This window comes from Variovorax sp. RKNM96, assembly GCF_017161115.1.
Taxonomy (GTDB): Bacteria; Pseudomonadota; Gammaproteobacteria; order Burkholderiales; family Burkholderiaceae_C; genus Variovorax.
Genome location: NZ_CP046508.1, coordinates 6334347 through 6354065, shown reverse-complemented (window position 1 = coordinate 6354065; position 19719 = coordinate 6334347). Strand labels below are relative to the sequence as shown.

Below are 19719 nucleotides of genomic sequence, written 5' to 3'. Positions count from 1 at the left end.
CGCTTCTCGCCTACTTGCGTTGCAGCAGCTTGGTCACTTCGTCCACGTTGGACTGGATGCGCTGGCGCACCACGTCGAAGGCATCGGCTTGCGACTTGGCCGCGAGGTTGGCCAGCTCCTTGATGTCGTCGATGGCGCGCTGGAACGACTGGCGGCCGAGCTCGTCGAGCTTCGCGAGGTTGGCCTTGGCGTCCTTGCCGGGCATTTCCTTGGCGGCCGTCTGCCATTCGGTGATGGCGCTCTTGATCATTTCGGTCTGCCGCTGCACCACGGTCTGCAGGCCCTGGTAGGACTTTTCATTGGCCTGCATCAGCGCCTGCAGGTCCTTGCGTCCGCTCTCGAGCAGCTTGCCCGCGCCGCCGGTCAGGTTGAGTTCCTGCAGGCGATCGGTCATGCCCTTGAGATTCTTCAGCGGGTTGAGCATGTCAGCGGCGCTGGGAGCGGCCGTCTTGGCGCTGCTGCTACTGCTGGCAGTGGTCTTCTTGGCGGCGGCTTTCTTGGCAGTGGCCATGGTGCGGTATCTCCTGTGTCGGGTGATCGGGTGAATGGCAAACAAGGACCGGCCGGACGGCAAAAGTCCCTCGCCACGATACGCCGCACCGGCGCGCCCGCGGTCCCCGCAGCGACAAATTTGCCTGCGGGATTTCCCTTGGGTGACTTGCCTTACATCGCTTACATCGGCGGCGCGAAGCCGTTGCGCCCGGCCGTGACGCGCAGCGCCGTCGGCGTGCCGTTCTTTTCCTGCGCATTGACCAGCACCTTGGCGCCGGGCACCAGGAGCGCCTCGGTGCCGGGGCGGAAGGTCACGACCGGCACGTCGGGCGGCACGATCACGGTCTTCTCGCCGCCCTTGTAGGTCAGGCGCAGTTGCTGCCCGCCGCGCACCGATTTCGGCGCCGCGGCCAGGTCGGCCACGGTGGCATTGGTCATGGTGCTCTGCGGCAGCAGGTCCCACGGACGGTGGCCTTCGCCGGTGCCGCGGGCGGCCTCGGGGAACACCACGACTTCGAGCGCCTTCTGCGAGCCGTCGGCCTGCGGCATGGCGGCGGTGCCGATGAAGCTGCCCTTCTTGATGTCGGCGAGCTTGATGCGATAGACCTCCGACAGCTGCATGTCGGCCGGCCGCGCAAGGCTGACGACTTCGCCGCCGCGATCCTGCACGACGAGGGTCTGGGCGTCGACGCGGACGATGGTGCCGCGGATGCGGACTTGTTCGGAGGCGGCTTGCGCCGAGGCGATGACCGGCGCGGCTGCGGCGGCAAGAAGGGCGGCCGAGGCCAGCAGGGTCGAGGAGATTCTGGAGAACATGGAAGGGTCTTGGTGTTGGGGTGCGGATCAATGTACGCCTCGAAAACGAAACGTGCTTCCCGCCATGCGGGATACCCCAGCGGTTGGCTCGGCCTGGCGCCCCGTCTACAATCCGCCGTTCCGAGGAGCGTTGCAGCGCCATCAAGGCGTGAGGCTCGGACCACATCGCAACCACGCTCACCCGCTGTTCTCGCGGTGAGTCCCTTTTCCGTCAGACCCCGTACGCAGTGGCATCTTTCAAACCAGTTTTGGAGTTCTCATGAGCGCCGTTCTCAAGCCCACCCCCGTTTCGACCGCCGACCAGGCGATTGCCGACCTGTCCCTCGCTGCCTGGGGCCGCAAGGAAATCCGCATTGCGGAAACCGAAATGCCCGGTCTGATGGCCATCCGCGAAGAGTTCTCGAAGGCGCAGCCGCTCAAGGGCGCGCGCATCACGGGCTCGCTGCACATGACCATTCAAACGGCCGTGCTGATCGAGACGCTGCAAGCCCTCGGCGCCACCGTGCGCTGGGCCTCGTGCAACATCTTCTCGACGCAGGACCACGCTGCCGCCGCCATCGCCGCTTCGGGCACGCCAGTGTTCGCGATCAAGGGCGAATCGCTTGAAGACTACTGGGGCTACACCCACAGCATCTTCGACTTCGGCCCCAAGGGTTCGAAGGGCGAAGGCCCCAACATGATCCTGGACGACGGCGGCGACGCGACGCTCCTGATGCACCTGGGCCAGCGCGCCGAGAAGGACCAGAGCGTTCTGGCCAACCCGACCAGCGAAGAAGAACGCATCCTGTACGCCGCGATCAAGGCCAAGCTGGCTGTCGATTCGACCTGGTACACCCGCAAGTCCGCCGAGATCATCGGCGTGACCGAAGAGACCACCACCGGCGTGCACCGCCTCAACGAGATGAGCGCCAAGGGCACGCTGCTGTTCCGCGCCATCAACGTGAACGACTCGGTCACCAAGAGCAAGTTCGACAACCTCTACGGCTGCCGCGAATCGCTGGTCGACGGCATCAAGCGCGCGACCGACGTGATGATCGCTGGCAAGGTGGCTTGCGTGGCCGGCTACGGCGACGTGGGCAAGGGCTCGGCCCAGGCTCTGCGCGCACTGAGCGCCCAGGTGTGGGTCACTGAAATCGACCCCATCAACGCCCTGCAGGCCGCGATGGAAGGCTACAAGGTCGTGACGATGGAATACGCCGCCGACAAGGCCGACATCTTCGTGACGACCACCGGCAACAAGGACGTCATCACGCACGACACGATGGCGAAGATGAAGGACCAGGCCATCGTCTGCAACATCGGCCACTTCGACAACGAGATCGACGTCGCTTCGATCGAGAAGTACGAGTGGGAAGAAATCAAGCCACAGGTCGACCACATCACCTTCCCGGACGGCAAGAAGATCATCCTGCTGGCCAAGGGCCGCCTGGTGAACCTGGGCTGCGGCACGGGCCACCCGAGCTTCGTGATGTCGTCGTCGTTCGCGAACCAGACCATCGCGCAGATCGAGCTGTTCACCAAGCCTGACGCATATCAAGCCGGCAAGGTCTACGTGCTGCCCAAGCACCTGGACGAGAAGGTCGCGCGCCTGCACCTGAAGAAGGTCGGCGCGATGCTGACCGAGCTGACCGACGTGCAAGCGGCCTACATCGGCGTGAGCAAGAACGGTCCGTACAAGCCGGACACGTACCGCTACTAAAGCGTCCATGCGCGCTGATCAATTGCTGGTGGAACGCGGCCTCGCCGCGTCGCGTTCGCAGGCCGTGCGGCTCATTGCCGGCGGCATGCGCTGGCGCGATGCGGGCACGAGCGACGCATGGCGCTCGGTCGTCAAGAACAAGGACGAAGTGCCCGACTCCGCCGAGCTCGAGCTCGACGATGCGGCCGAGGCGCGCTACGTGTCGCGCGGTGGGCTCAAGCTCGAAGGCGCGCTGGCTGTGAGCGGTATCGATCCTGCCGGCAAGCTGTGCCTCGACGTGGGCCAGTCGACCGGCGGCTTCACCGATTGCCTGCTGCAACGCGGTGCAACGAAGGTGGTGGGCGTCGACGTCGGCCACGGACAGTTGCATGCGAAGTTGCGCGAGGACGAGCGCGTGGTGGCCATCGAAGGGGTCAATGCACGGGCGCTGTCTGCGGACGACCTGCGAGAGGATCGCGATGAAGAAGAGGGAGAGCCGCCGGAAGGTGGGGAACCTTCCGACCCGCGCTTCGACCTCATCGTGGGCGACCTGTCGTTCATCTCGCAGACGCTGGTGCTGCCGGCCGTGGTCCAGTTCCTGGCCGACGACGGCCACCTGCTGATGCTGGTCAAGCCGCAGTTCGAGCTGCAGCCCGGCCAGGTCGGCAAGGGCGGCATCGTGCGCGACGCGGCGATGTACGAGATCGTCGAGAAGCGCCTGCACGATGCATGCGCGGCGCTCGACCTGCAGGTGCTGCAGTGGTTCGACAGCCCGATCGCCGGTGGCGACGGCAACCGCGAGTTTTTCATTCACGCCGTGCGCGCGACGGGCGCGAACGGTTCCTAAGGAGACGCAGGTGCGCCTTCCGCTGAGTTTCGAATTCTTCCCGACCAAGACGCCCGAAGGCGCGGTCAAGCTGCGCGCGGTGCGTCAGCAGCTGTATGTGCGCAAGCCCCAGTTCTGCTCGGTCACCTATGGTGCGGGCGGCTCCACGCACCAGGGCACCTTCGGTGCGGTGCAGGAGATATTGAGCGAAGGCGTCGATGCCGCCAGCCACTTCTCGTGCATCGGCGCCACCCGCGCCACGGTGCGCGAGCAGTTGGCCGAACTGAAGGCCATGGGCGTCAAGCGCCTCGTGGCGCTGCGCGGCGACCTGCCGAGCGGCTATGGCGTTGGCGGTGAGTTCCACTACGCGAGCGATCTCGTGGCCTTCATCCGCGAGGAAACGGGCAGCGATTTCCACATCGAGGTGGCCTGCTATCCCGAAGTTCATCCCCAGGCACGCTCGCCCGAGGCCGACCTGCAGGCCTTCGCCGCCAAGGTAAAGGCGGGCGCCGACTCGGCGATCACGCAGTATTTCTTCAGCCCCGAGGCCTACTTCCGCTTCGTCGACGACGTGCGCAAGCTCGGCATCGACACGCCGATCGTGCCGGGCATCATGCCCATCACGAGTTCGACGCAGCTCATGCGTTTCTCGGATGCCTGCGGCGCCGAGATTCCGCGCTGGATCCGCCTGCGCTTGCAAGGCTTTGGCGACGACACGGCATCGATCAAGGCCTTCGGGCTGGACGTGGTGACCGACCTCTGCGCGCGCCTTCGCGACGGCGGCGCACCCGCGATCCATTTCTACACAATGAACCAGTCGGCGGCGACGCTGGCTGTATTGGAGCGCCTCGATTGAGAGGGGGCGCCGCAGGTTCGTCGCTGCGCGCGGGGCTTCGCCTCGCGATCGTCGCCGCCACCTGCGTGCTTGCGGGCTGCGCCATGCCGCCTGCCACCGAAGGCGGCACCGATCCGGGTGCCGCAGCGGGCTCGCGGCTGCGGCCGCTCTCGAAGGGGCTGGCGGTTCCGCCGGGCGCCTCGGCGCGGTCGGATGTGCCGTCGGTGCGCTATGACCTCGCGGTGTCCGGCACCGGCGAGCTGACGCCCGACGACGGCGTGCCCGGCGACGACGGCCCGCGCGAGATCTTCGAGCGCGGCGGCGCGTCCTGGTACGGCATCCAGTTCCACCAGCGCAAGACCGCCAGCGGCGAGCGCTTCGACATGACGGCCTTGACGGCCGCCCACAAGACCCTGCCGTTCGGAACGCGCGTCTGCGTGCGCAGCCTGGTCAACGGCAGCGAGGTGCTGGTGCGCATCACCGATCGCGGACCCTATGCGCAGGGCCGCGTGATCGACCTGAGCCGTGCCGCGGCCGAGCGCATCGGCCTGATCGGGCTTGGAATCAAGCAGGTGGCGCTGTCGGTCGTCGGCCCCGCGGGCATGCGCTGCGGCGGTGTCGACATGGAGCCGGGCGAAGCGGCTGCGCCCGTGGCGCCGGGCGCCGATCGCGCCAAGGTCGTGGTGCCGGCGCGCCGCAAGGCGGTCGTGCCGTCGCGCCGTCGCCGCTGAAGGGGCTGATCAGCCGCCGCTGTCGAGCGAGAAGGTCGCGTTGCGGTCCTGCGCCAGCTTCTCGGCCAGTTGCGGCAGCGCCGCCGCGAGCAGCGGCTTCAGGGTGTAGGGTGGATTGATCAGGAACATGCCGCTGGCCGGCAGTCCGGGCCGCTTCGTCTCGCCGGTCGGCGTGGCCGTCAGCTTGCTCGACTTGACCGTCAGCGTGGCATGCAGCCACGGCTTGCCGGCCTTGGTCGCCATGGTCTTGAGCCGGCGCGGCAGGTCGTGCGCCTCGGGCCGCGGAATGATCGGATACCAGACCGCATACGTGCCCGTGGCGAAGCGCTTGAGCGCCTCGGCCGCGAAGTCGAGCACCCGGGCGTAGTCGCTCTTGATCTCGTAGCTCGGGTCCATCAGCACCAGCGCGCGGCGCGAAGGCGGCGGCAGGAACTTGGTGGCGCTGCCGAAGCCGTCCTCGCGCAGCACGGCGATCTGGCGGCCGGCCTCGAGCTGGGCGATGTTGGCGTCGAGGGTGCGGGCGTCGGTGGGGTGCAGCTCGAACAGCTTGAGCTTGTCGTGGTCGCGCAGCAGGTGCTGAACGATGAACGGCGAGCCCGGATAGACGCGGGCGCCGCCCTTGGGGTTGAAGTCGTGGATCACGCCGAGGTAGCGCGCGATCGCGTCGGCCAATGGCGCCTCGGCTTCCGGTGCCACTTTCTTGGCGGCTGACTTCGCGGCGGGCGCAGCTGCGGCGGGCTCCTTGGGTGGAGCAAGCAGGCGCAGGATGCCGTCGGCCGCTTCGCCGCTGGTGTCGGCGTAGTCGCCATCGAGCCGGTAGAGGCCCGCGCCGGCGTGGGTGTCGACGACGGTGAGGGCTGCCTCTTTTTCGAGCAGGTGGTCGAGCGTGGCAATCAGCACCGTGTGCTTGAGCACGTCGGCGTGGTTGCCGGCATGGAAGGCGTGGCGGTAACTGAACATGAGGGATTCCGGGATAGGTGGCAGATGCGCAACAGCCTCTTCAACGAAGCCGCGGTAACATCAAATTACAAAACTAGAGGGAAACAGGATGAGTCCGTCGAACTGGAGATTTTGGGGCCTCGCGGCCGCGATGGGAATTTTGTCGGTCCTGGGCGGCTGCGCCGCCGTCAGCCAGGGGCTCGATCAGCCGATGCGCGTCGACGTCCTGTCGCAGACCGGGGAGGTCATTCCCGATGCGAGATGCAGGGCCGTCAACGACAAGGCCAAGGTGAGGATGCGGTCCGGCCGGGTCATCGGCGTGCGCCGCTCGCGGGCCGACCTGTTGATCCAGTGCACCGTCGACGGCCAGGGCGTGGCCACCGCGCAGGCGGTCTCGCGTCCCAACATCGGTTTCCTGGGCAACTTCGTCGTGGCCGGCGGCGTGATCGGCGCGGCGGTCGACGACAGCGCCGGCACGGCCTACACCTATCCGACGTGGATCCAGATGGTCATCGGCGAAGAACGCCTGTACGACCGCAGCGGCCATCGCGACGAAAGCCTGGACACCGGCACGCTGGTGCGCAAGCTGGATGTGCCGGCCACCAAGGCGGCGGTGCTGACCGGGCCGGTGACGGCGCCGGTGCGCTGAACGGGGGCGCGGCTGGCGGCCCTCTGTCGAGGGCCGGGGCCCGAAATTGGCCAGATCGGCCAATTCTTCATATAATCGCGGGCTTCGCAGCGTTTTTGTGGCCCCGCGGCGAAGGCATTCAACCCGTCTTCCGGGGCGAATGAAACCCCACCTAAGAGATTCCCATCAGAGGAACGCCGACCGTGGAAAAGGGCTCGCCAAACCCTCTTTTCAAGAGAAAAACTCATGACCAAAACGTTCAGCGCCAAGCCCGCTGACGTGACGCACGAGTGGTTTGTGATTGACGCGACCGACAAGGTCCTCGGACGAGTAGCCAGCGAAGTTGCTCTCCGTTTGCGCGGCAAACACAAGGCCATTTACACGCCTCACGTCGATACCGGTGACTTCATCGTCATCATCAACGCAGCACAACTGCGCGTCACCGGCGCCAAGTCGATCGACAAGGTGTACTACCGTCACTCGGGCTACCCGGGCGGCATCAGTGCCACCAACTTCCGCGACATGCAATCCAAGTTCCCGGGCCGCGCCCTGGAAAAGGCCGTCAAGGGCATGCTGCCCAAGGGCCCGCTTGGCTACGCGATGATCAAGAAACTCAAGGTGTACGGTGGTGCAGAGCACCCGCATACCGCCCAACAGCCCAAAGTGCTGGAACTGTAAGGAGCCTTGAGAATGATTGGTGAATGGAACAATGGCACCGGCCGTCGCAAATCCAGCGTCGCCCGTGTGTTTCTGAAAAAAGGCACCGGCAAGATCACGGTCAACGGCAAGGACATCCAAGAGTTCTTCGGCCGCGAAACCTCGATCATGATTGCCAAGCAGCCCCTGGCGCTGACCAACAACCTCGAAGCTTTCGACGTGATGGTCAACGTGAACGGTGGCGGCGAATCGGGTCAAGCCGGCGCCACGCGCCACGGCATCACCCGTGCCCTGATCGACTACGACGCGACGCTCAAGCCCGTGCTGAGCCAAGCCGGCTTCGTGACGCGCGATGCGCGTGAAGTCGAACGTAAGAAGGTCGGTCTGCACTCCGCCCGTCGTCGCAAGCAGTTCAGCAAGCGCTGATCCTGTTCATTGCGAACAAAAAGCCGCCTTCGGGCGGCTTTTTCGTTGCCAGTACTTGGCGGATGTGGCATCCGACCCCACTTGCGTTGGGGTGCACGCCACAGTCAGCCTGCCTGAAATGCGGCATTGCAGTAGCATTCGTTCCCTTGGCCGCATGTTCGGCCACCCCCCAAGGAGTTACCTCTCATGAGCGCCGTAGCCGAAAACATCCAGACCCAGATGCCCGAGCCGATCGTCTTCACCGACAGCGCGGCAGCCAAGGTGGCCGACCTGATCGCCGAAGAAGGCAATCCCGAGCTGAAGCTGCGCGTGTTCGTGCAGGGCGGCGGTTGCTCCGGCTTCCAGTACGGTTTCACCTTCGATGAAATCACCAACGAAGACGACACCACCATGACCAAGAATGGCGTGTCGCTGCTGATCGATGCCATGAGCTACCAGTACCTGGTCGGCGCCGAGATCGACTACAAGGAAGACCTCCAGGGCGCCCAGTTCGTGATCAAGAACCCGAACGCCACCAGCACCTGCGGCTGCGGATCGAGCTTCTCGGCCTGATGCCTGGATGCCGCTGACAGGGCCCCTCCAAGAAAGCCGCCTCCGGGCGGCTTTTTGCTGCCCGTCGTTTTTCGCTTTCCTTTTTCTTCCCTCATGACGTCCGAAGCCGCAACTGCCGTCGATCCCTCCCGCAAGAGCCTGCTGTGGCTCGTGGCCGTCGGCTTCTTCATGCAGACGCTGGACGCGACCATCATCAACACCGCGCTGCCGGCCATGGCCGCGAGCCTGAACGTGAGCCCGCTGCGCATGCAGTCGGTGGTGGTGGCCTATGCGCTCACGATGGCGATGCTGATCCCCGCCTCGGGCTGGATCGCCGACCGCTTTGGCACGCGGCGCATCTTCTTCGCGGCCATCGTGCTGTTTGCGGCGGGGTCCGTGCTCTGCGCGCTGTCGCAGGGGCTGGGACAGCTTGTGGCCGCGCGGGTGGTGCAGGGCTTGGGCGGTGCGTTGCTGCTGCCTGTGGGGCGCCTGGCGCTGCTGCGCACGGTGCCGCGCGGCGAATTCCTCCAGGCGATGAGCTTCGTCGCGATCCCGGGGCTCATAGGCCCCTTGCTGGGCCCGACGCTGGGCGGCTGGCTGGTGCAGTACGCCTCCTGGCACTGGATCTTCCTGATCAACGTGCCGGTCGGGCTGGCGGGCTGTATCGCCACGCTCAAGTACATGCCGGACCTGCGCGGCGCCATCCAGAAGCGCTTCGACAGCGTGGGCTACGCGATGCTGGCCTTCGGCATGGTGGCGATATCGCTCGCGCTCGACGGCGTGTCCGAACTCGGCCTGCGCCAAGGCGGCGTGATGGTCGTGCTGATCTTCGGCTTCGCGAGCGTGGTGGCCTACTGGCTGCGCGCCGCGCGCACGCCTGAACCGCTGTTCGCTCCCTCGCTGTTCAGCGTGCCGACGCTCAGCATCGGGCTGATCGGCAACCTGTTCTCGCGCCTCGGCAGCAGCTGCATGCCCTTTCTCGTGCCGCTGCTGCTGCAGGTGTCGATGGGTTACTCGCCCGTACGGGCCGGCCTGATGATGCTGCCGATCGCCCTCGCAGGCATGGCCATGAAGCGCTTTGCCACGCCGCTGATCACCCGCCACGGCTACCGCAAGGTGCTGGTGGTCAACACGGTGCTGGTGGGCTGCACGATGGCCAGCTTCGGCCTGACGGCGCCCGGCCAGCCCATGGCGCTGCACGTGCTGCAATTGCTGGCCTTCGGTGCGGTCAACTCGCTGCAGTTCACCGCGATGAACACGATCACGCTCAAGGACCTGGACGGCACCATGGCCAGCAGCGGCAACAGCCTGCTGTCGATGGTGCAGATGCTGGCGATGAGCCTCGGCGTAGCGGCCGCCGGTGCCGTGCTGGCGGGCTACAACGGGATCTTCGGCACCGAGACGGCGGCGCACACGCTCGACGCCTTCCAGGCCACTTTTGCGAGCATGGGGCTGATCACGGTGGCATCTGCGCTGATCTTCTGGCATCTGCCTGCAGAAGTGCGAGCGGCGCAGCCGGCCCAGCCGGAGGTTTCCGGCCAGGGTTGAAACTCAGGCTGGGTAGATCGCGCCCAGCACGCGTGCGCCGCGCGCCCCGGTTACGCTGGCCAGGTTGCCCGCCTCGCGCCGAAGGGTGCAGCGCGCGAGCCACGCAAACGCCGCGGCCTCGACCTGCTGCGGTGGCAGGCCCTGGTCGGTCGATGCCACCACTTGCACCCCGGGAAGCAACGCGCGCAGGCGCCCGAGGAGATAGTCGTTCAGGGCGCCACCACCGCACACAATCAGCAGCTTGCTATCTTTTCCGTAGCCGAGGAGGCCAGTGGCGCAGGTGCTGGCCGTCAGCTCGGCCAGCGTGGCCTGCACATCGGCCGGTGCCATGGCCGTGGTGCCGAGTTGCGAGGCCAGCCAGGTCGGATTGAACAGGTCCCGCCCTGTGCTCTTCGGCGGCGCCTTGGCGAAATACGGATCGGCCTGCAGCTGTGCGAGCAATTGGGGCAGCACCTGCCCGCTGGCCGCCCACTGGCCGCTGCGGTCGAAGGGCTGGCCCTCGTAGGTCTGGCACCAGTGGTCCATCAGCGCATTGCCGGGGCCGCAGTCGAAGCCCAGCACGATGGCGCCGTCGGGCGCGTTCGTGGCCGGAAGCAGGCTCAGGTTGGAAATGCCGCCGATGTTCAGCACGGCGACCGTCTCGTCGGCGCGCGCGAAGAGGGCGCGATGGAACGCCGGTACCAGCGGCGCGCCCTGCCCCCCGGCGGCGAGGTCGCGGCTGCGAAAGTCGCCGACCACGTCGATGCCGGTCAGTTCGGCCAGCAATGAGGGGTTGTTGATCTGCAGGGTGTAGCCGACGTCGTCGAATTCGAGCGGCCGGTGGCGCACCGTCTGGCCGTGCGCGCCGATGGCGGTGATCGCGCCGGCGGCGATGCCACTGTCCGCCAGCAACTGGTGCACCACGCCGGCATAGGCGCGGGCAAGTCCGTTGCCGGCCAGTGCTGCGCGATGCAGTTCGTTGTCGCCGGGGGTGTTGAGTGCGAGGAGCTCCGCGCGCAAGGTCACGGGAAACTCTGCGGTGGCGTAGGCCTTCACCGCGATCCGGCCGTCGGAAAAGTCGGCAAGCACGCCGTCGACGCCGTCGAGCGAGGTGCCTGACATCAGGCCGATGAAGAGCTCGGCGGCCATCTCAGGATCGGTGTCTGGAGAAGACCGCCGTGCGCGTGCTCAGTCCGCGCTGGCCTGGATGACGGAGAAGGCCGCTGCCAGTTCGGTGCGGGCGCCGACGGCGATCCGCTCGAAGGCCGGGCGCAGGGCCGCGGTGATCGGCGCGCCACCTTCTTGTGCGATGGAAGCCGGGTCCTGGTAGACGCCGCCCACGCGGAATTCGAAGTGCAGGTGCGGACCGGTCGCCCAGCCGGTGGAGCCCACGGCGCCGATCGCCTGACCCTGGCTCACGCTCTGGCCGGCCTTGACATCGACGCGACTCAGGTGCGCATACGCCGTCTGCTGGTTGTTGCGGTGGTTGATGATGACGATGTTGCCGTAGCCGTTCTGCGTGCCCGCGAAATCGACCGTGCCGTCGCCTACCGTACGCACCGCGGTGCCCGTGGGTGCCGCGTAGTCGATGCCGTTGTGCTGGCGCCAGCTGTTCAGGATCGGATGCATGCGCATTGCGAAACCGCTCGACACGCGCGAGAACTCGACCGGCGTCGCCAGGTAGGCCTTGCGCAGGCTGTCGCCGTTCGGGCGGTAGTAGCTGCCCTTCTGGCCCGCGCCTGGGGGCTGGAACCAGACGGCTTGGTGGATCCTGCCGTTGTTCTCGAACTCGGCCGAGAGCACGCGGCCGCTGCGCAGCGCCTGGCCATCGGCTTCGAAGGTTTCGTAGACGACCGCGAAACGGTCGCCCTTGCGCAGGGCCCGCACGTCGACGTCGCCCGCGAAGATGTCGGCCAGCTGGCTCGCCACCGCGTCGGGAATGCGCGCGTCGTCGGTGGCTGCAAACAGCGAGGTGCGGATGGTGCCGCTTGCCAGGCGCGTGCCCGGCGTCAGCGTGTCGCGCTCGGTGAGGGCGACGAAGCCGACCGGCGTGCGCTCGATCACGAAGCGCTTGAAGCCGCCGTCGCCATCGGGAATCCAGCGGGCGCTGAGCTTCTTGAGCTGGTTTTCCTGCGTGGCTTCGGCCGTGACGGTGCGGCCGACGCGTGCGAACAGCGCCGCGCGGGCGTCGCTGCTGCCGCGCACGAAGGCGGTGGCGGCAGGGTCCGAAATGCCCAGGCGCCGGAGCAGGGCTTCGGCCGTGTCGCTGGAGCGGGTGGTGTCGGTGCGGAACAGCGTGAAGCTGAAGCCCTCGAGCGACGCGCTCTGGTCTGCGAAAGAGACAGGCGCGGTGGCTTCGAGGATCTGGTGGACCGGAAGGTCGGAAGCGTCAGGACCCAGCGAGGCGACCGCGAGGGTACCGGCGCTCAGCAAGGCCGCCGCGATGACAGCGGTGATCTGCTTGGGGTAGGTCCGGAACGTATAGGCCACGCGAGAAGCGAGAAGCTCCTCGGCGGCAAGAATGCCGTTGATCAAACTATGAATTCCAGCTCAGGTTCTGCAAATCCGTGCTGCAAGGCCCAGTACGTTCAGGGCGGCAGGAGACGGTGCGGAAAAAGCGCCGCTTAGAATTCGGCGCTTGAAAAGTCGGGCTGAGTATAGCTTCGGCACCCAGAAAGTCAGCTAAAAAAGCCCATGAACGCCGAATCTGTTACATCCACGACCCTCTCAAATAGTGTAGGACGTGCGCTCGAAATATCCCTCCGCGGCGCTGACGAGCTGCTGCCGCAGGACGAGTGGGTGCGCAAGCTCCAGCGCTCCGAGGCCACCGGGACTCCGCTGCGCATCAAATTCGGCCTGGACCCGACGGCGCCGGATATTCATCTAGGCCACACGGTGGTTTTCAACAAGATGCGCCAGTTGCAGGATCTGGGGCATACGGTGATTCCGCTGATCGGCGACTTCACCACCACCATCGGCGACCCTTCCGGGCGCAACAGCACCCGGCCGCCTCTGACCCGCGAGCAGATCGAGGCCAATGCTGCGACCTACTTTGACCAGTTGCGCTTGGTGCTGAACGTCGATATCGCCGAAGTTCGCTACAACTCCGAATGGAGCGACCCGCTGGGCGCCCGCGGAATGATCCAGCTGGCGGCCAAGTACACGGTCGCCCGGATGATGGAGCGCGACGATTTCAACAAGCGTTTCAAGGCCGGCCAGTCGATTTCGGTCCATGAATTCCTCTACCCGCTGATGCAGGGCTACGACTCGGTGGCGCTCAAGAGCGACCTCGAATTGGGCGGCACCGACCAGAAGTTCAACCTGCTCGTCGGCCGCCATCTCCAGCAGGAATACGGTCAAGAACCGCAGTGCATACTCACTATGCCGCTGCTGGAAGGGCTCGATGGCGTCGAGAAAATGTCCAAGAGCAAGAACAACTACATCGGGATCAGCGAAGACGCCAACACCATGTTCGCCAAGGTGCTGTCGATTTCCGACGACCTGATGTGGCGCTGGTACACGCTCCTGAGCTTCCAGTCGCTGGAACAGATCGAGGCGCTGAAGGCCGAGATCGCGGGTGGCCGCAATCCGAAGGACGCCAAGGTCGCGCTGGCCAAGGAAATCACCGCGCGCTTCCACAGCGCGGCGGCGGCCGAGACGGCGGAGCAGGACTTCATCAACCGCAGCAAGGGCGGCGTGCCGGACGAGATTCCCGAGGTGTCGCTGGGTGGCGCGCCGCTGGGCATTGCCCAGCTGCTCAAGCAGGCGAACCTGGCCTCCTCAGCGTCGGAGGGCAGTCGCCTGATCGATGGCGGCGGCGTGCGCGTCGATTCGGTCGTGGTCAGCGACAAGGCGCTGAAGCTGCCTGCGGGCAGTTATGTGGTGCAGGTCGGCAAGCGCAAATTCGCCCGCGTGACCCTGAGCTGACCTCAAAGAAAAAAAGGCCCCTCGGGGCCTTTTGTTTTGACTACCTGACTTCGATGGTGACGCGCCGGTTGCGCGGCTCGTCCACCTCGTCGGCGGTCGGCACGGCCAGGTCGCGCTCGCCGCGGCCCACGGCCTCGACGCGGTTGGCCGGAAACCGCTGCTCGACGAACAGCTGAACCACTTCCTGCGCCCGGCGGCGCGACAACTGGTCGTTCGATTCGCCGCTGCCCTTGGTGTCGGTGTGGCCCGTCACCACGATGTCGCCGCCGCTGCGCGCCAGCGCCGCGGCCAGCGCCTCGGCCATGATCTGCTGCGACGCCGGGGTCAGCGTGGTGCCGCCGACCTCGAAGAACACCGTGTAGCGCTGCGGCAGAGGCGGGCGCATGTCGAACAGCGGCTTGTTTTCCGCCTGGACCTTGGCCGCATCGGCCTGGTCGACCACCGGCGCACCGCTGGCACCCACCGCGGCCGTTGCGCGCTGGTAGGGCTTGGAAAGGACCTCTTCCCCATCCTTGGCGCGCACCACGACGGCGGAAGGTTTGCCGTCGGCCTGGGGCAGCAGCACGACCCGGGTGCCCGGCGTCGAGCAGGCGGCAAGCAAGGCGGTGATCAGTGCAGTGGAAAGAAGAAGGAGCGGACGGCGCGACATGCTCGTCGTCATCATGGCTTTCCGTCGGTTTGAACGATGAAGTCGGTGCCGCGAATGCCGATGGTGGCGGTTTGCGTCTCGACCCGCACCGCGTCGGGGTTGGTCTTGCCGATCAGGCCCGTGATCATGCGCATCGAACCGCGCAGCAACGAGACCAGGAGGCCGCCGTCGCGCGTGGTCGAGTCGAAATGGAATTCCTTCAGGTCCATGCGCGAGGAGGGGCCGACCACCAGGGTCGTGTCGTCGCGCAGAACCACGGCGGCCGAAGAATCGGGGCCGGTCACGATGCGGTCGACAGACCCGAGGGCATCGCCCGCGGCAGCGGTGCGTGCGGTGCCGGCAGCGCTGAGCAGTTGCACGTTGCCGCGTACCGATTTCACGAAGCCGGCCTGGAGGTCGGCGACCGCACCGGCCGGGGTGGCTGGGGCTGGTGTTGTCTGGGCCTGGGCCATCATGGTGGCGCCAAGCAGGGCGAGGCCGCCCAAAACGTTCAAGAAGTTTTTCATCGTCCCGACTCTCTGCGAAGAATGTTTCGCAATGGTCACAAATATTAAGCCGAAGGCGTTACATATGGACACTGCGCCGATAATTCAGCGTCATCTTGCGGCCTTTTGCCGTTTTTTGCGTCGTCTTTTGTCGATTCGCCGTCTCCATTGCCCATGACGCTCACTCCCAAAACACTGCTTCGCGTCTCCGTGGCCGTTGCCTTGGTCACCATCGTGCTCAAGGGTCTGGCGGGCTACATGACGAACTCGATGGGCCTGATCTCCGATGCGATGGAGTCGTTCGTCAATCTTGCCAGCGCCATGTTCGCCTTGGCAATGGTGACGATTGCCGAGCGGCCGGCCGATGACGACCACCCCTACGGTCACCACAAGGCCGAGTACTTCTCCTCCGGCTTCGAAGGCATCCTGATCGTCGGCGCCGCGATGGCGATTCTCTGGGTGTCGGTGCAGCGGCTGCTGTCGCCCCAGCCGCTCGAGCAGCTGGGCTGGGGCCTGGCGCTGTCGGTGGTCAGCTCGGGCTTCAATGCGGCGCTGGCGGTCGTGCTGTTCCGTGCGGCGCGCGCGCATCGCTCCATCGCGCTGGAGGCCGATGGCCGTCACCTGATGACCGACGTGTGGACCTCCGCCGCCGTGGTGATCGGCATCGTCGGCGTGCACTTCAGCGGCTGGCTCTGGCTCGATCCGCTGCTGGCCATCGGCGTGGCGCTCAACATCGTGCGCGAGGGCGTCAAGCTGGTGTGGCGCTCGTCGCAGGGGCTGATGGACGAAGCGCTCGACGCCGAAACGCTCGCTACCGTGCGCGCCACGCTCGACGCCTTCGCGGCGCGCCAGCCCGAGGGCGGCCGGCTGCGTTTCGACGACATGGTCACGCGCGGCGCCGGCCAGCGCCGCTTTGCCGACCTGCACATGCACGTGCCCGGCGACTGGACCCTGCAGCGCGCGGCGGGCCTGCGCGACGAACTCGAGCAGGCCTTGATGGACGCCGTGCCCGGCCTGCGCGTCACCATCCAGCTGCTGCCGCTGACCATGGAAGCGCGCGCCACCCAGATCGTGGAAGAACGGAACCCATGAAAGCCATCCTCCAGCGCGTCGCGAATGCCCGCGTCGACATTGCCGGCCAGACCGTCGGCGCCATCGATGCCGGCCTGCTGATCCTCTTGTGTGCCGAACGCGGTGACGTCGACGCGCTCGCTGACCGCATGCTCGCCAAGATCCTCAAGCTGCGCATCTTCTCGGACGAGGCTGGCAAGATGAACCGCAGCGTGCAGGACATCGGTGGCGGGCTGCTCGTCGTGAGCCAGTTCACGCTGGCGGCCGACGTGAGCGGCGGCAACCGCCCCAGCTTCACGCAGGCTGCACCGCCTGACGAAGGCCGGCGGCTCTACGCGTACTTCGTGGCGCAGGCGCGCGCTGCGCATCCGGTGGTGGCGACTGGCGAGTTCGGCGCCGACATGCAGGTGCACCTGCTCAACGACGGGCCGGTCACGATCCCGCTGCAGATGTCGGCGTAGCAGCGGCTACTTGCCGTACGGATTGCGGATGCCCAGCTCCGCAAGAATCTGGATCTCGTACGCCTCCATCTCGTCGGCGTCGGCTTCGCTGGTCTCGTGGTCCCAGCCCTGCGCATGCAGCGTGCCGTGCACCAGCAGGTGCGCGTAATGCGCGGCCAGCGTCTTGCGCTGCTCCTTCGCCTCGCGCGCGACCACCGGTGCGCACAGCACCAGGTCGGCCATCGCGACCGGGCTCTGCGCATAGTCGAAGGTCAGCACGTTGGTTGCGTAGTCCTTGCCGCGGAACTCGCGGTTCAGGCGCTGGCCCTCATCGGCATCGACGATGCGCACCGTGATCTCGCCGTCGATGTCCAGCGCATGGCGGATGCAACGCGCGACGCTGTGGCGCGGGAGCGCGGCGCGGTGCCGCTCCACGCCCTTGAAGCGCCCGAACTGCAGCGAAAGAGAAAGTGCCGGCAGCGCCATCTCAATGCGCGCCGGTGCGTTTGCGCTGGCCGTCGTAGGCGTCGACGATCTTCGCCACCAGCGGATGCCGCACCACGTCGGCACTCGTGAAGTGCGTGATCGCGATGCCGCTCACCCGCCTGAGCACGCGCTCGGCGTCGATTAGCCCGCTCAGTTGCTGCTTGGGCAGGTCGATCTGGCTCACGTCGCCCGTCACCACCGCCTTCGCACCGAAGCCGATGCGCGTGAGGAACATCTTCATCTGCTCGACCGAGGTGTTCTGCGCCTCATCGAGGATCACGAACGCGTTGTTGAGCGTGCGCCCGCGCATGAAGGCCAGCGGCGCGATCTCCAGCGCGTTGCGCTCGAAGGCCTTCTGCACCTTCTCGTAGCCCATGAGGTCGTAAAGCGCGTCGTACAGCGGACGCAGGTACGGATCGACCTTCTGCGTCAGGTCGCCCGGCAAAAAGCCGAGCCGCTCGCCGGCTTCTACGGCCGGCCGCGTGAGCACGATGCGCTGCACCGCCGCGCGCTCCAACGCATCGACCGCGCAGGCCACCGCGAGATACGTCTTGCCGGTGCCGGCCGGTCCGATGCCGAAGGTGATGTCGTGCTTGGCGATGTTGTCCAGGTACAGCGCCTGCGTCGGGGTGCGCGCGCGCAGGTCGGCGCGGCGGGTGACGAGCATGGCCGCGTCCTCGTCGCTCATCGAGCCGTCGCCGGCGAGCGTGAGCTGCACCACGGCCGGGTCGATCGTGCGCTGGGCGATCTCGTACAGCGCCTGCAGCACGTCCATCGCACGCTGCGCCGAGGCCTTGGGGCCGTCGACCTTGAACTGCTCGTGGCGGTGCGCGATCTTCACGCCCAGGGCTTCCTCGATGCGGCGCAGGTGCGCGTCGAGCGGTCCGCACAGGTGTCCGAGGCGCGAGTTGTTCGGTGGGGTAAAGGTGTGTCGCAGAATCACGCGGTATCCATTTCCATCTATTTGGCAGCCCTATGCAAGACCAGCCATGCTCGAAAAAACGCAATCCAAAGCGGGGAACACCGCGGAACCGGCTTTGCCGGGCCGCCGGTGTTGCCCCCTTGAGGGGGGAGGCGGCTACACGAAGTGAGCAAGCAACGGGGGTGGGCCAATGATAGGCAAACTCACCGGCGTACTTGCCGAGCGCAACCCACCGCAAGTGGTGGTCGATTGCAACGGCGTCGGCTACGAGGTCGATGTGCCGATGAGCACGTTCTACAACCTGCCCGGCACCGGAGAGCGCGTTTCGCTGCTCACGCACTTCGTGGTGCGCGAGGACGCGCAGATTCTCTACGGTTTCGGCACCGCCGAGGAGCGCGCGGCTTTCCGCCAGCTCATCAAGATCACCGGCGTGGGCCCGCGCACGGCGCTGGGCCTGCTCTCGGGCATGAGCGTGGGCGAGTTGTCGCAGGCGATCACCACGCAGGAGCTCGGCCGGCTCGTGAAGATCCCCGGCATCGGCAAGAAGACCGCCGAGCGGCTGCTGCTGGAGCTCAAGGGCAAGCTGGGCGCCGACATCGGCCTGCCCGCGCATGCGGCCTCCGACGCGCAGGCCGACATCCTGCAGGCGCTGGTCGCGCTGGGCTACAGCGACAAGGAAGCGGCGCTCGCGCTCAAGGCGCTGCCCAAGGACGCGACGGTGAGCGAAGGCATCAAGCTGGCGCTGAAAGCCCTGGCCAAGTGAGCCTGCGCGGCGCGTGGTCGCGGGTGGAAGCGCTGCGGCACGAGTCGATCCGCAGCGACTTGCTGCTCATGCGCGTGGCCCTGATCGGCTGCGTGCCGATTCTCCTGGCCTACGGATGCGCGGGCATCGTCTACGGCAACCTGCCGATGATGACGCCGGCCGGCTTCATCGACATGCCGGGCGCCTGCGCGTGGCTCACCGCCGCGATGGCGTTCGCACTGGCGATCCTTGCGATCGACTGGCTGGTCCGCGGCGAACTGACGCCGCCGCAGCCGCAGGCCGTCGTGGTCACCAAGCGCTGGAGCCGCGGCAGCTACACGCGGACCGTCATGCCGCCGCATGTCTTTCCCGAGCCTCGTTCTTCATGGCTGCGCATCGGCTGCCTGGGCGTTGCGGCCGTGGCCTGTGCGTCCGCACTGGTGGGCCGCGCCACGCTCGCGCTGGGCTGGCAGGCCTTCGCGCGGCCGGGCGGCCTTGCGCCGCAGGCGGAGTGGCCGCTCTATCCGCTGCAGTGGATCTGGCCCTGGCTGCTGCCGCTGACCCGACGGCCCTTCGTGCTCGGATTGGTCGGGGTGGGTGCCGTGCTGCTGGCAGCCGCCTACTTCATGAACTGGCGCAAGGTGCGCGGTGCGTGGTTCCCATTCCTCGTGGTGCTGCCCATGCTGGTGACGCTCGATTTCCTGGGCGACGCGGGTTTCGATTTCGCCGCTGCGCGTGGTCTGGGCGGACTGGTCGAGCCCGAGTTGGTGAGCGCGCTGGCGCAGCAGCCGGGCCGCTACAACGTCTTCACTTTCCTGAGCCTCTGGGGCGCCATCGGCTTCGGCACGGTGGGCCTGATCGTGGGGTTCTGGTTCGGCCGCTCACGGGTGATGGACGAAGACTAGGACTGC

The 19719-nt window shown here is 66.6% G+C and carries 23 protein-coding genes and 1 riboswitch; of the genes, 14 read left to right on the top strand and 9 right to left on the bottom strand.

Features of this window, described 5'->3' with window-relative positions:
* Positions 1 to 10 precede the first annotated feature (10 nt).
* Positions 11 to 511: a TIGR01841 family phasin gene (phaP, locus tag GNX71_RS29635; protein ID WP_206175725.1), complete on the bottom strand. Its 501-nt coding sequence runs from the start codon at positions 509 to 511 to the stop codon at positions 11 to 13.
* A 161-nt stretch (positions 512 to 672) separates the two neighbouring features.
* The gene (locus GNX71_RS29630) at positions 673 to 1308 is read right to left on the bottom strand and encodes a hypothetical protein (RefSeq protein WP_206175724.1); all 636 of its coding nucleotides are present in this window, start codon (positions 1306 to 1308) and stop codon (positions 673 to 675) included.
* A 116-nt stretch (positions 1309 to 1424) separates the two neighbouring features.
* A riboswitch (S-adenosyl-L-homocysteine riboswitch) is annotated at positions 1425 to 1494 on the top strand.
* Positions 1495 to 1567: 73 nt separating this feature from the next.
* Here GNX71_RS29630 and ahcY point away from each other — a divergent pair.
* From ahcY to GNX71_RS29610, 4 genes are all read left to right on the top strand, one after another.
* Complete coding sequence (gene ahcY, locus GNX71_RS29625; RefSeq protein ID WP_206175723.1) at positions 1568 to 3007, top strand: adenosylhomocysteinase; 1440 nt, start codon at positions 1568 to 1570, stop codon at positions 3005 to 3007.
* Positions 3008 to 3014: 7 nt separating this feature from the next.
* Positions 3015 to 3833: a TlyA family RNA methyltransferase gene (locus tag GNX71_RS29620; protein WP_206175722.1), complete on the top strand. Its 819-nt coding sequence runs from the start codon at positions 3015 to 3017 to the stop codon at positions 3831 to 3833.
* Positions 3834 to 3843: 10 nt separating this feature from the next.
* Complete coding sequence (gene metF, locus GNX71_RS29615) at positions 3844 to 4668, top strand: methylenetetrahydrofolate reductase [NAD(P)H] (RefSeq protein WP_206175721.1); 825 nt, start codon at positions 3844 to 3846, stop codon at positions 4666 to 4668.
* Between the two features lie 83 nt (positions 4669 to 4751).
* Positions 4752 to 5378: a septal ring lytic transglycosylase RlpA family protein gene (locus GNX71_RS29610; RefSeq protein WP_206179766.1), complete on the top strand. Its 627-nt coding sequence runs from the start codon at positions 4752 to 4754 to the stop codon at positions 5376 to 5378.
* Between the two features lie 9 nt (positions 5379 to 5387).
* Here the strand turns inward: GNX71_RS29610 and rlmJ are convergent, their stop codons facing one another.
* Positions 5388 to 6338: a 23S rRNA (adenine(2030)-N(6))-methyltransferase RlmJ gene (gene rlmJ / locus GNX71_RS29605; RefSeq protein ID WP_206175720.1), complete on the bottom strand. Its 951-nt coding sequence runs from the start codon at positions 6336 to 6338 to the stop codon at positions 5388 to 5390.
* 130 nt (positions 6339 to 6468) lie between these two features.
* Here rlmJ and GNX71_RS29600 point away from each other — a divergent pair, with 130 nt between their 5' ends.
* The 5 genes from GNX71_RS29600 (at position 6469) to mdtD (ending at position 10107) form a co-directional block, all read left to right on the top strand.
* Positions 6469 to 6966, top strand: coding sequence for a hypothetical protein (locus tag GNX71_RS29600; protein ID WP_206175719.1), 498 nt, complete (start codon positions 6469 to 6471; stop codon positions 6964 to 6966).
* Positions 6967 to 7191: 225 nt separating this feature from the next.
* Positions 7192 to 7623, top strand: coding sequence for a 50S ribosomal protein L13 (gene rplM, locus GNX71_RS29595; RefSeq protein WP_013543664.1), 432 nt, complete (start codon positions 7192 to 7194; stop codon positions 7621 to 7623).
* A gap of 12 nt (positions 7624 to 7635) precedes the next feature.
* Positions 7636 to 8028, top strand: a complete 393-nt coding sequence (gene rpsI / locus GNX71_RS29590; RefSeq protein WP_007827948.1) for a 30S ribosomal protein S9 — start codon at positions 7636 to 7638, stop codon at positions 8026 to 8028.
* Between the two features lie 186 nt (positions 8029 to 8214).
* Positions 8215 to 8580 (top strand): iron-sulfur cluster insertion protein ErpA, encoded by a 366-nt coding sequence (gene erpA / locus GNX71_RS29585; RefSeq protein ID WP_013543663.1) that lies wholly within the window; start codon positions 8215 to 8217, stop codon positions 8578 to 8580.
* A gap of 93 nt (positions 8581 to 8673) precedes the next feature.
* Positions 8674 to 10107, top strand: a complete 1434-nt coding sequence (mdtD, locus tag GNX71_RS29580; RefSeq protein ID WP_206175718.1) for a multidrug transporter subunit MdtD — start codon at positions 8674 to 8676, stop codon at positions 10105 to 10107.
* A gap of 3 nt (positions 10108 to 10110) precedes the next feature.
* Here mdtD and GNX71_RS29575 read toward each other — a convergent pair whose 3' ends face one another.
* The gene (locus GNX71_RS29575) at positions 10111 to 11235 is read right to left on the bottom strand and encodes an anhydro-N-acetylmuramic acid kinase (protein ID WP_206175717.1); all 1125 of its coding nucleotides are present in this window, start codon (positions 11233 to 11235) and stop codon (positions 10111 to 10113) included.
* A 39-nt stretch (positions 11236 to 11274) separates the two neighbouring features.
* Positions 11275 to 12621 carry a M23 family metallopeptidase gene (locus tag GNX71_RS29570; protein WP_206175716.1) on the bottom strand — a complete coding sequence of 449 codons (1347 nt, stop codon included), beginning with the start codon at positions 12619 to 12621 and terminating at the stop codon, positions 11275 to 11277.
* 159 nt (positions 12622 to 12780) lie between these two features.
* On the opposite strand from GNX71_RS29570, the gene tyrS reads away from it, so the two are divergent.
* Positions 12781 to 14013: a tyrosine--tRNA ligase gene (gene tyrS, locus GNX71_RS29565; RefSeq protein WP_206175715.1), complete on the top strand. Its 1233-nt coding sequence runs from the start codon at positions 12781 to 12783 to the stop codon at positions 14011 to 14013.
* Between the two features lie 40 nt (positions 14014 to 14053).
* Here tyrS and GNX71_RS29560 read toward each other — a convergent pair whose 3' ends face one another.
* Positions 14054 to 14677 (bottom strand): OmpA family protein, encoded by a 624-nt coding sequence (locus GNX71_RS29560; RefSeq protein ID WP_206175714.1) that lies wholly within the window; start codon positions 14675 to 14677, stop codon positions 14054 to 14056.
* A complete protein-coding gene (locus tag GNX71_RS29555; RefSeq protein WP_206175713.1) occupies positions 14674 to 15168 on the bottom strand; it encodes a FecR family protein in 495 nt (164 codons plus the stop codon). The genes GNX71_RS29560 and GNX71_RS29555 overlap by 4 nt, the downstream gene beginning before the upstream one ends.
* A gap of 153 nt (positions 15169 to 15321) precedes the next feature.
* Here GNX71_RS29555 and GNX71_RS29550 point away from each other — a divergent pair, with 153 nt between their 5' ends.
* Positions 15322 to 16239: a cation diffusion facilitator family transporter gene (locus GNX71_RS29550; protein WP_206175712.1), complete on the top strand. Its 918-nt coding sequence runs from the start codon at positions 15322 to 15324 to the stop codon at positions 16237 to 16239.
* Positions 16236 to 16679, top strand: a complete 444-nt coding sequence (dtd, locus tag GNX71_RS29545) for a D-aminoacyl-tRNA deacylase (protein ID WP_206175711.1) — start codon at positions 16236 to 16238, stop codon at positions 16677 to 16679. The genes GNX71_RS29550 and dtd overlap by 4 nt, the downstream gene beginning before the upstream one ends.
* Before the next feature lie 6 nt (positions 16680 to 16685).
* Here the strand turns inward: dtd and ybeY are convergent, their stop codons facing one another.
* Together ybeY and GNX71_RS29535 are read right to left on the bottom strand one after the other, a co-directional pair.
* Positions 16686 to 17144, bottom strand: coding sequence for an rRNA maturation RNase YbeY (gene ybeY / locus GNX71_RS29540; RefSeq protein ID WP_206175710.1), 459 nt, complete (start codon positions 17142 to 17144; stop codon positions 16686 to 16688).
* A gap of 1 nt (position 17145) precedes the next feature.
* A complete protein-coding gene (locus GNX71_RS29535; protein ID WP_206175709.1) occupies positions 17146 to 18087 on the bottom strand; it encodes a PhoH family protein in 942 nt (313 codons plus the stop codon).
* Positions 18088 to 18256: 169 nt separating this feature from the next.
* On the opposite strand from GNX71_RS29535, the gene ruvA reads away from it, so the two are divergent.
* Together ruvA and GNX71_RS29525 are read left to right on the top strand one after the other, a co-directional pair.
* Entirely contained in the window at positions 18257 to 18829 is a 573-nt protein-coding gene (gene ruvA / locus GNX71_RS29530; protein WP_206175708.1) for a Holliday junction branch migration protein RuvA, read from the top strand.
* A complete protein-coding gene (locus tag GNX71_RS29525) occupies positions 18826 to 19713 on the top strand; it encodes a hypothetical protein (protein WP_206175707.1) in 888 nt (295 codons plus the stop codon). The genes ruvA and GNX71_RS29525 overlap by 4 nt, the downstream gene beginning before the upstream one ends.
* The last annotated feature ends 6 nt before the right edge of the window (positions 19714 to 19719 follow it).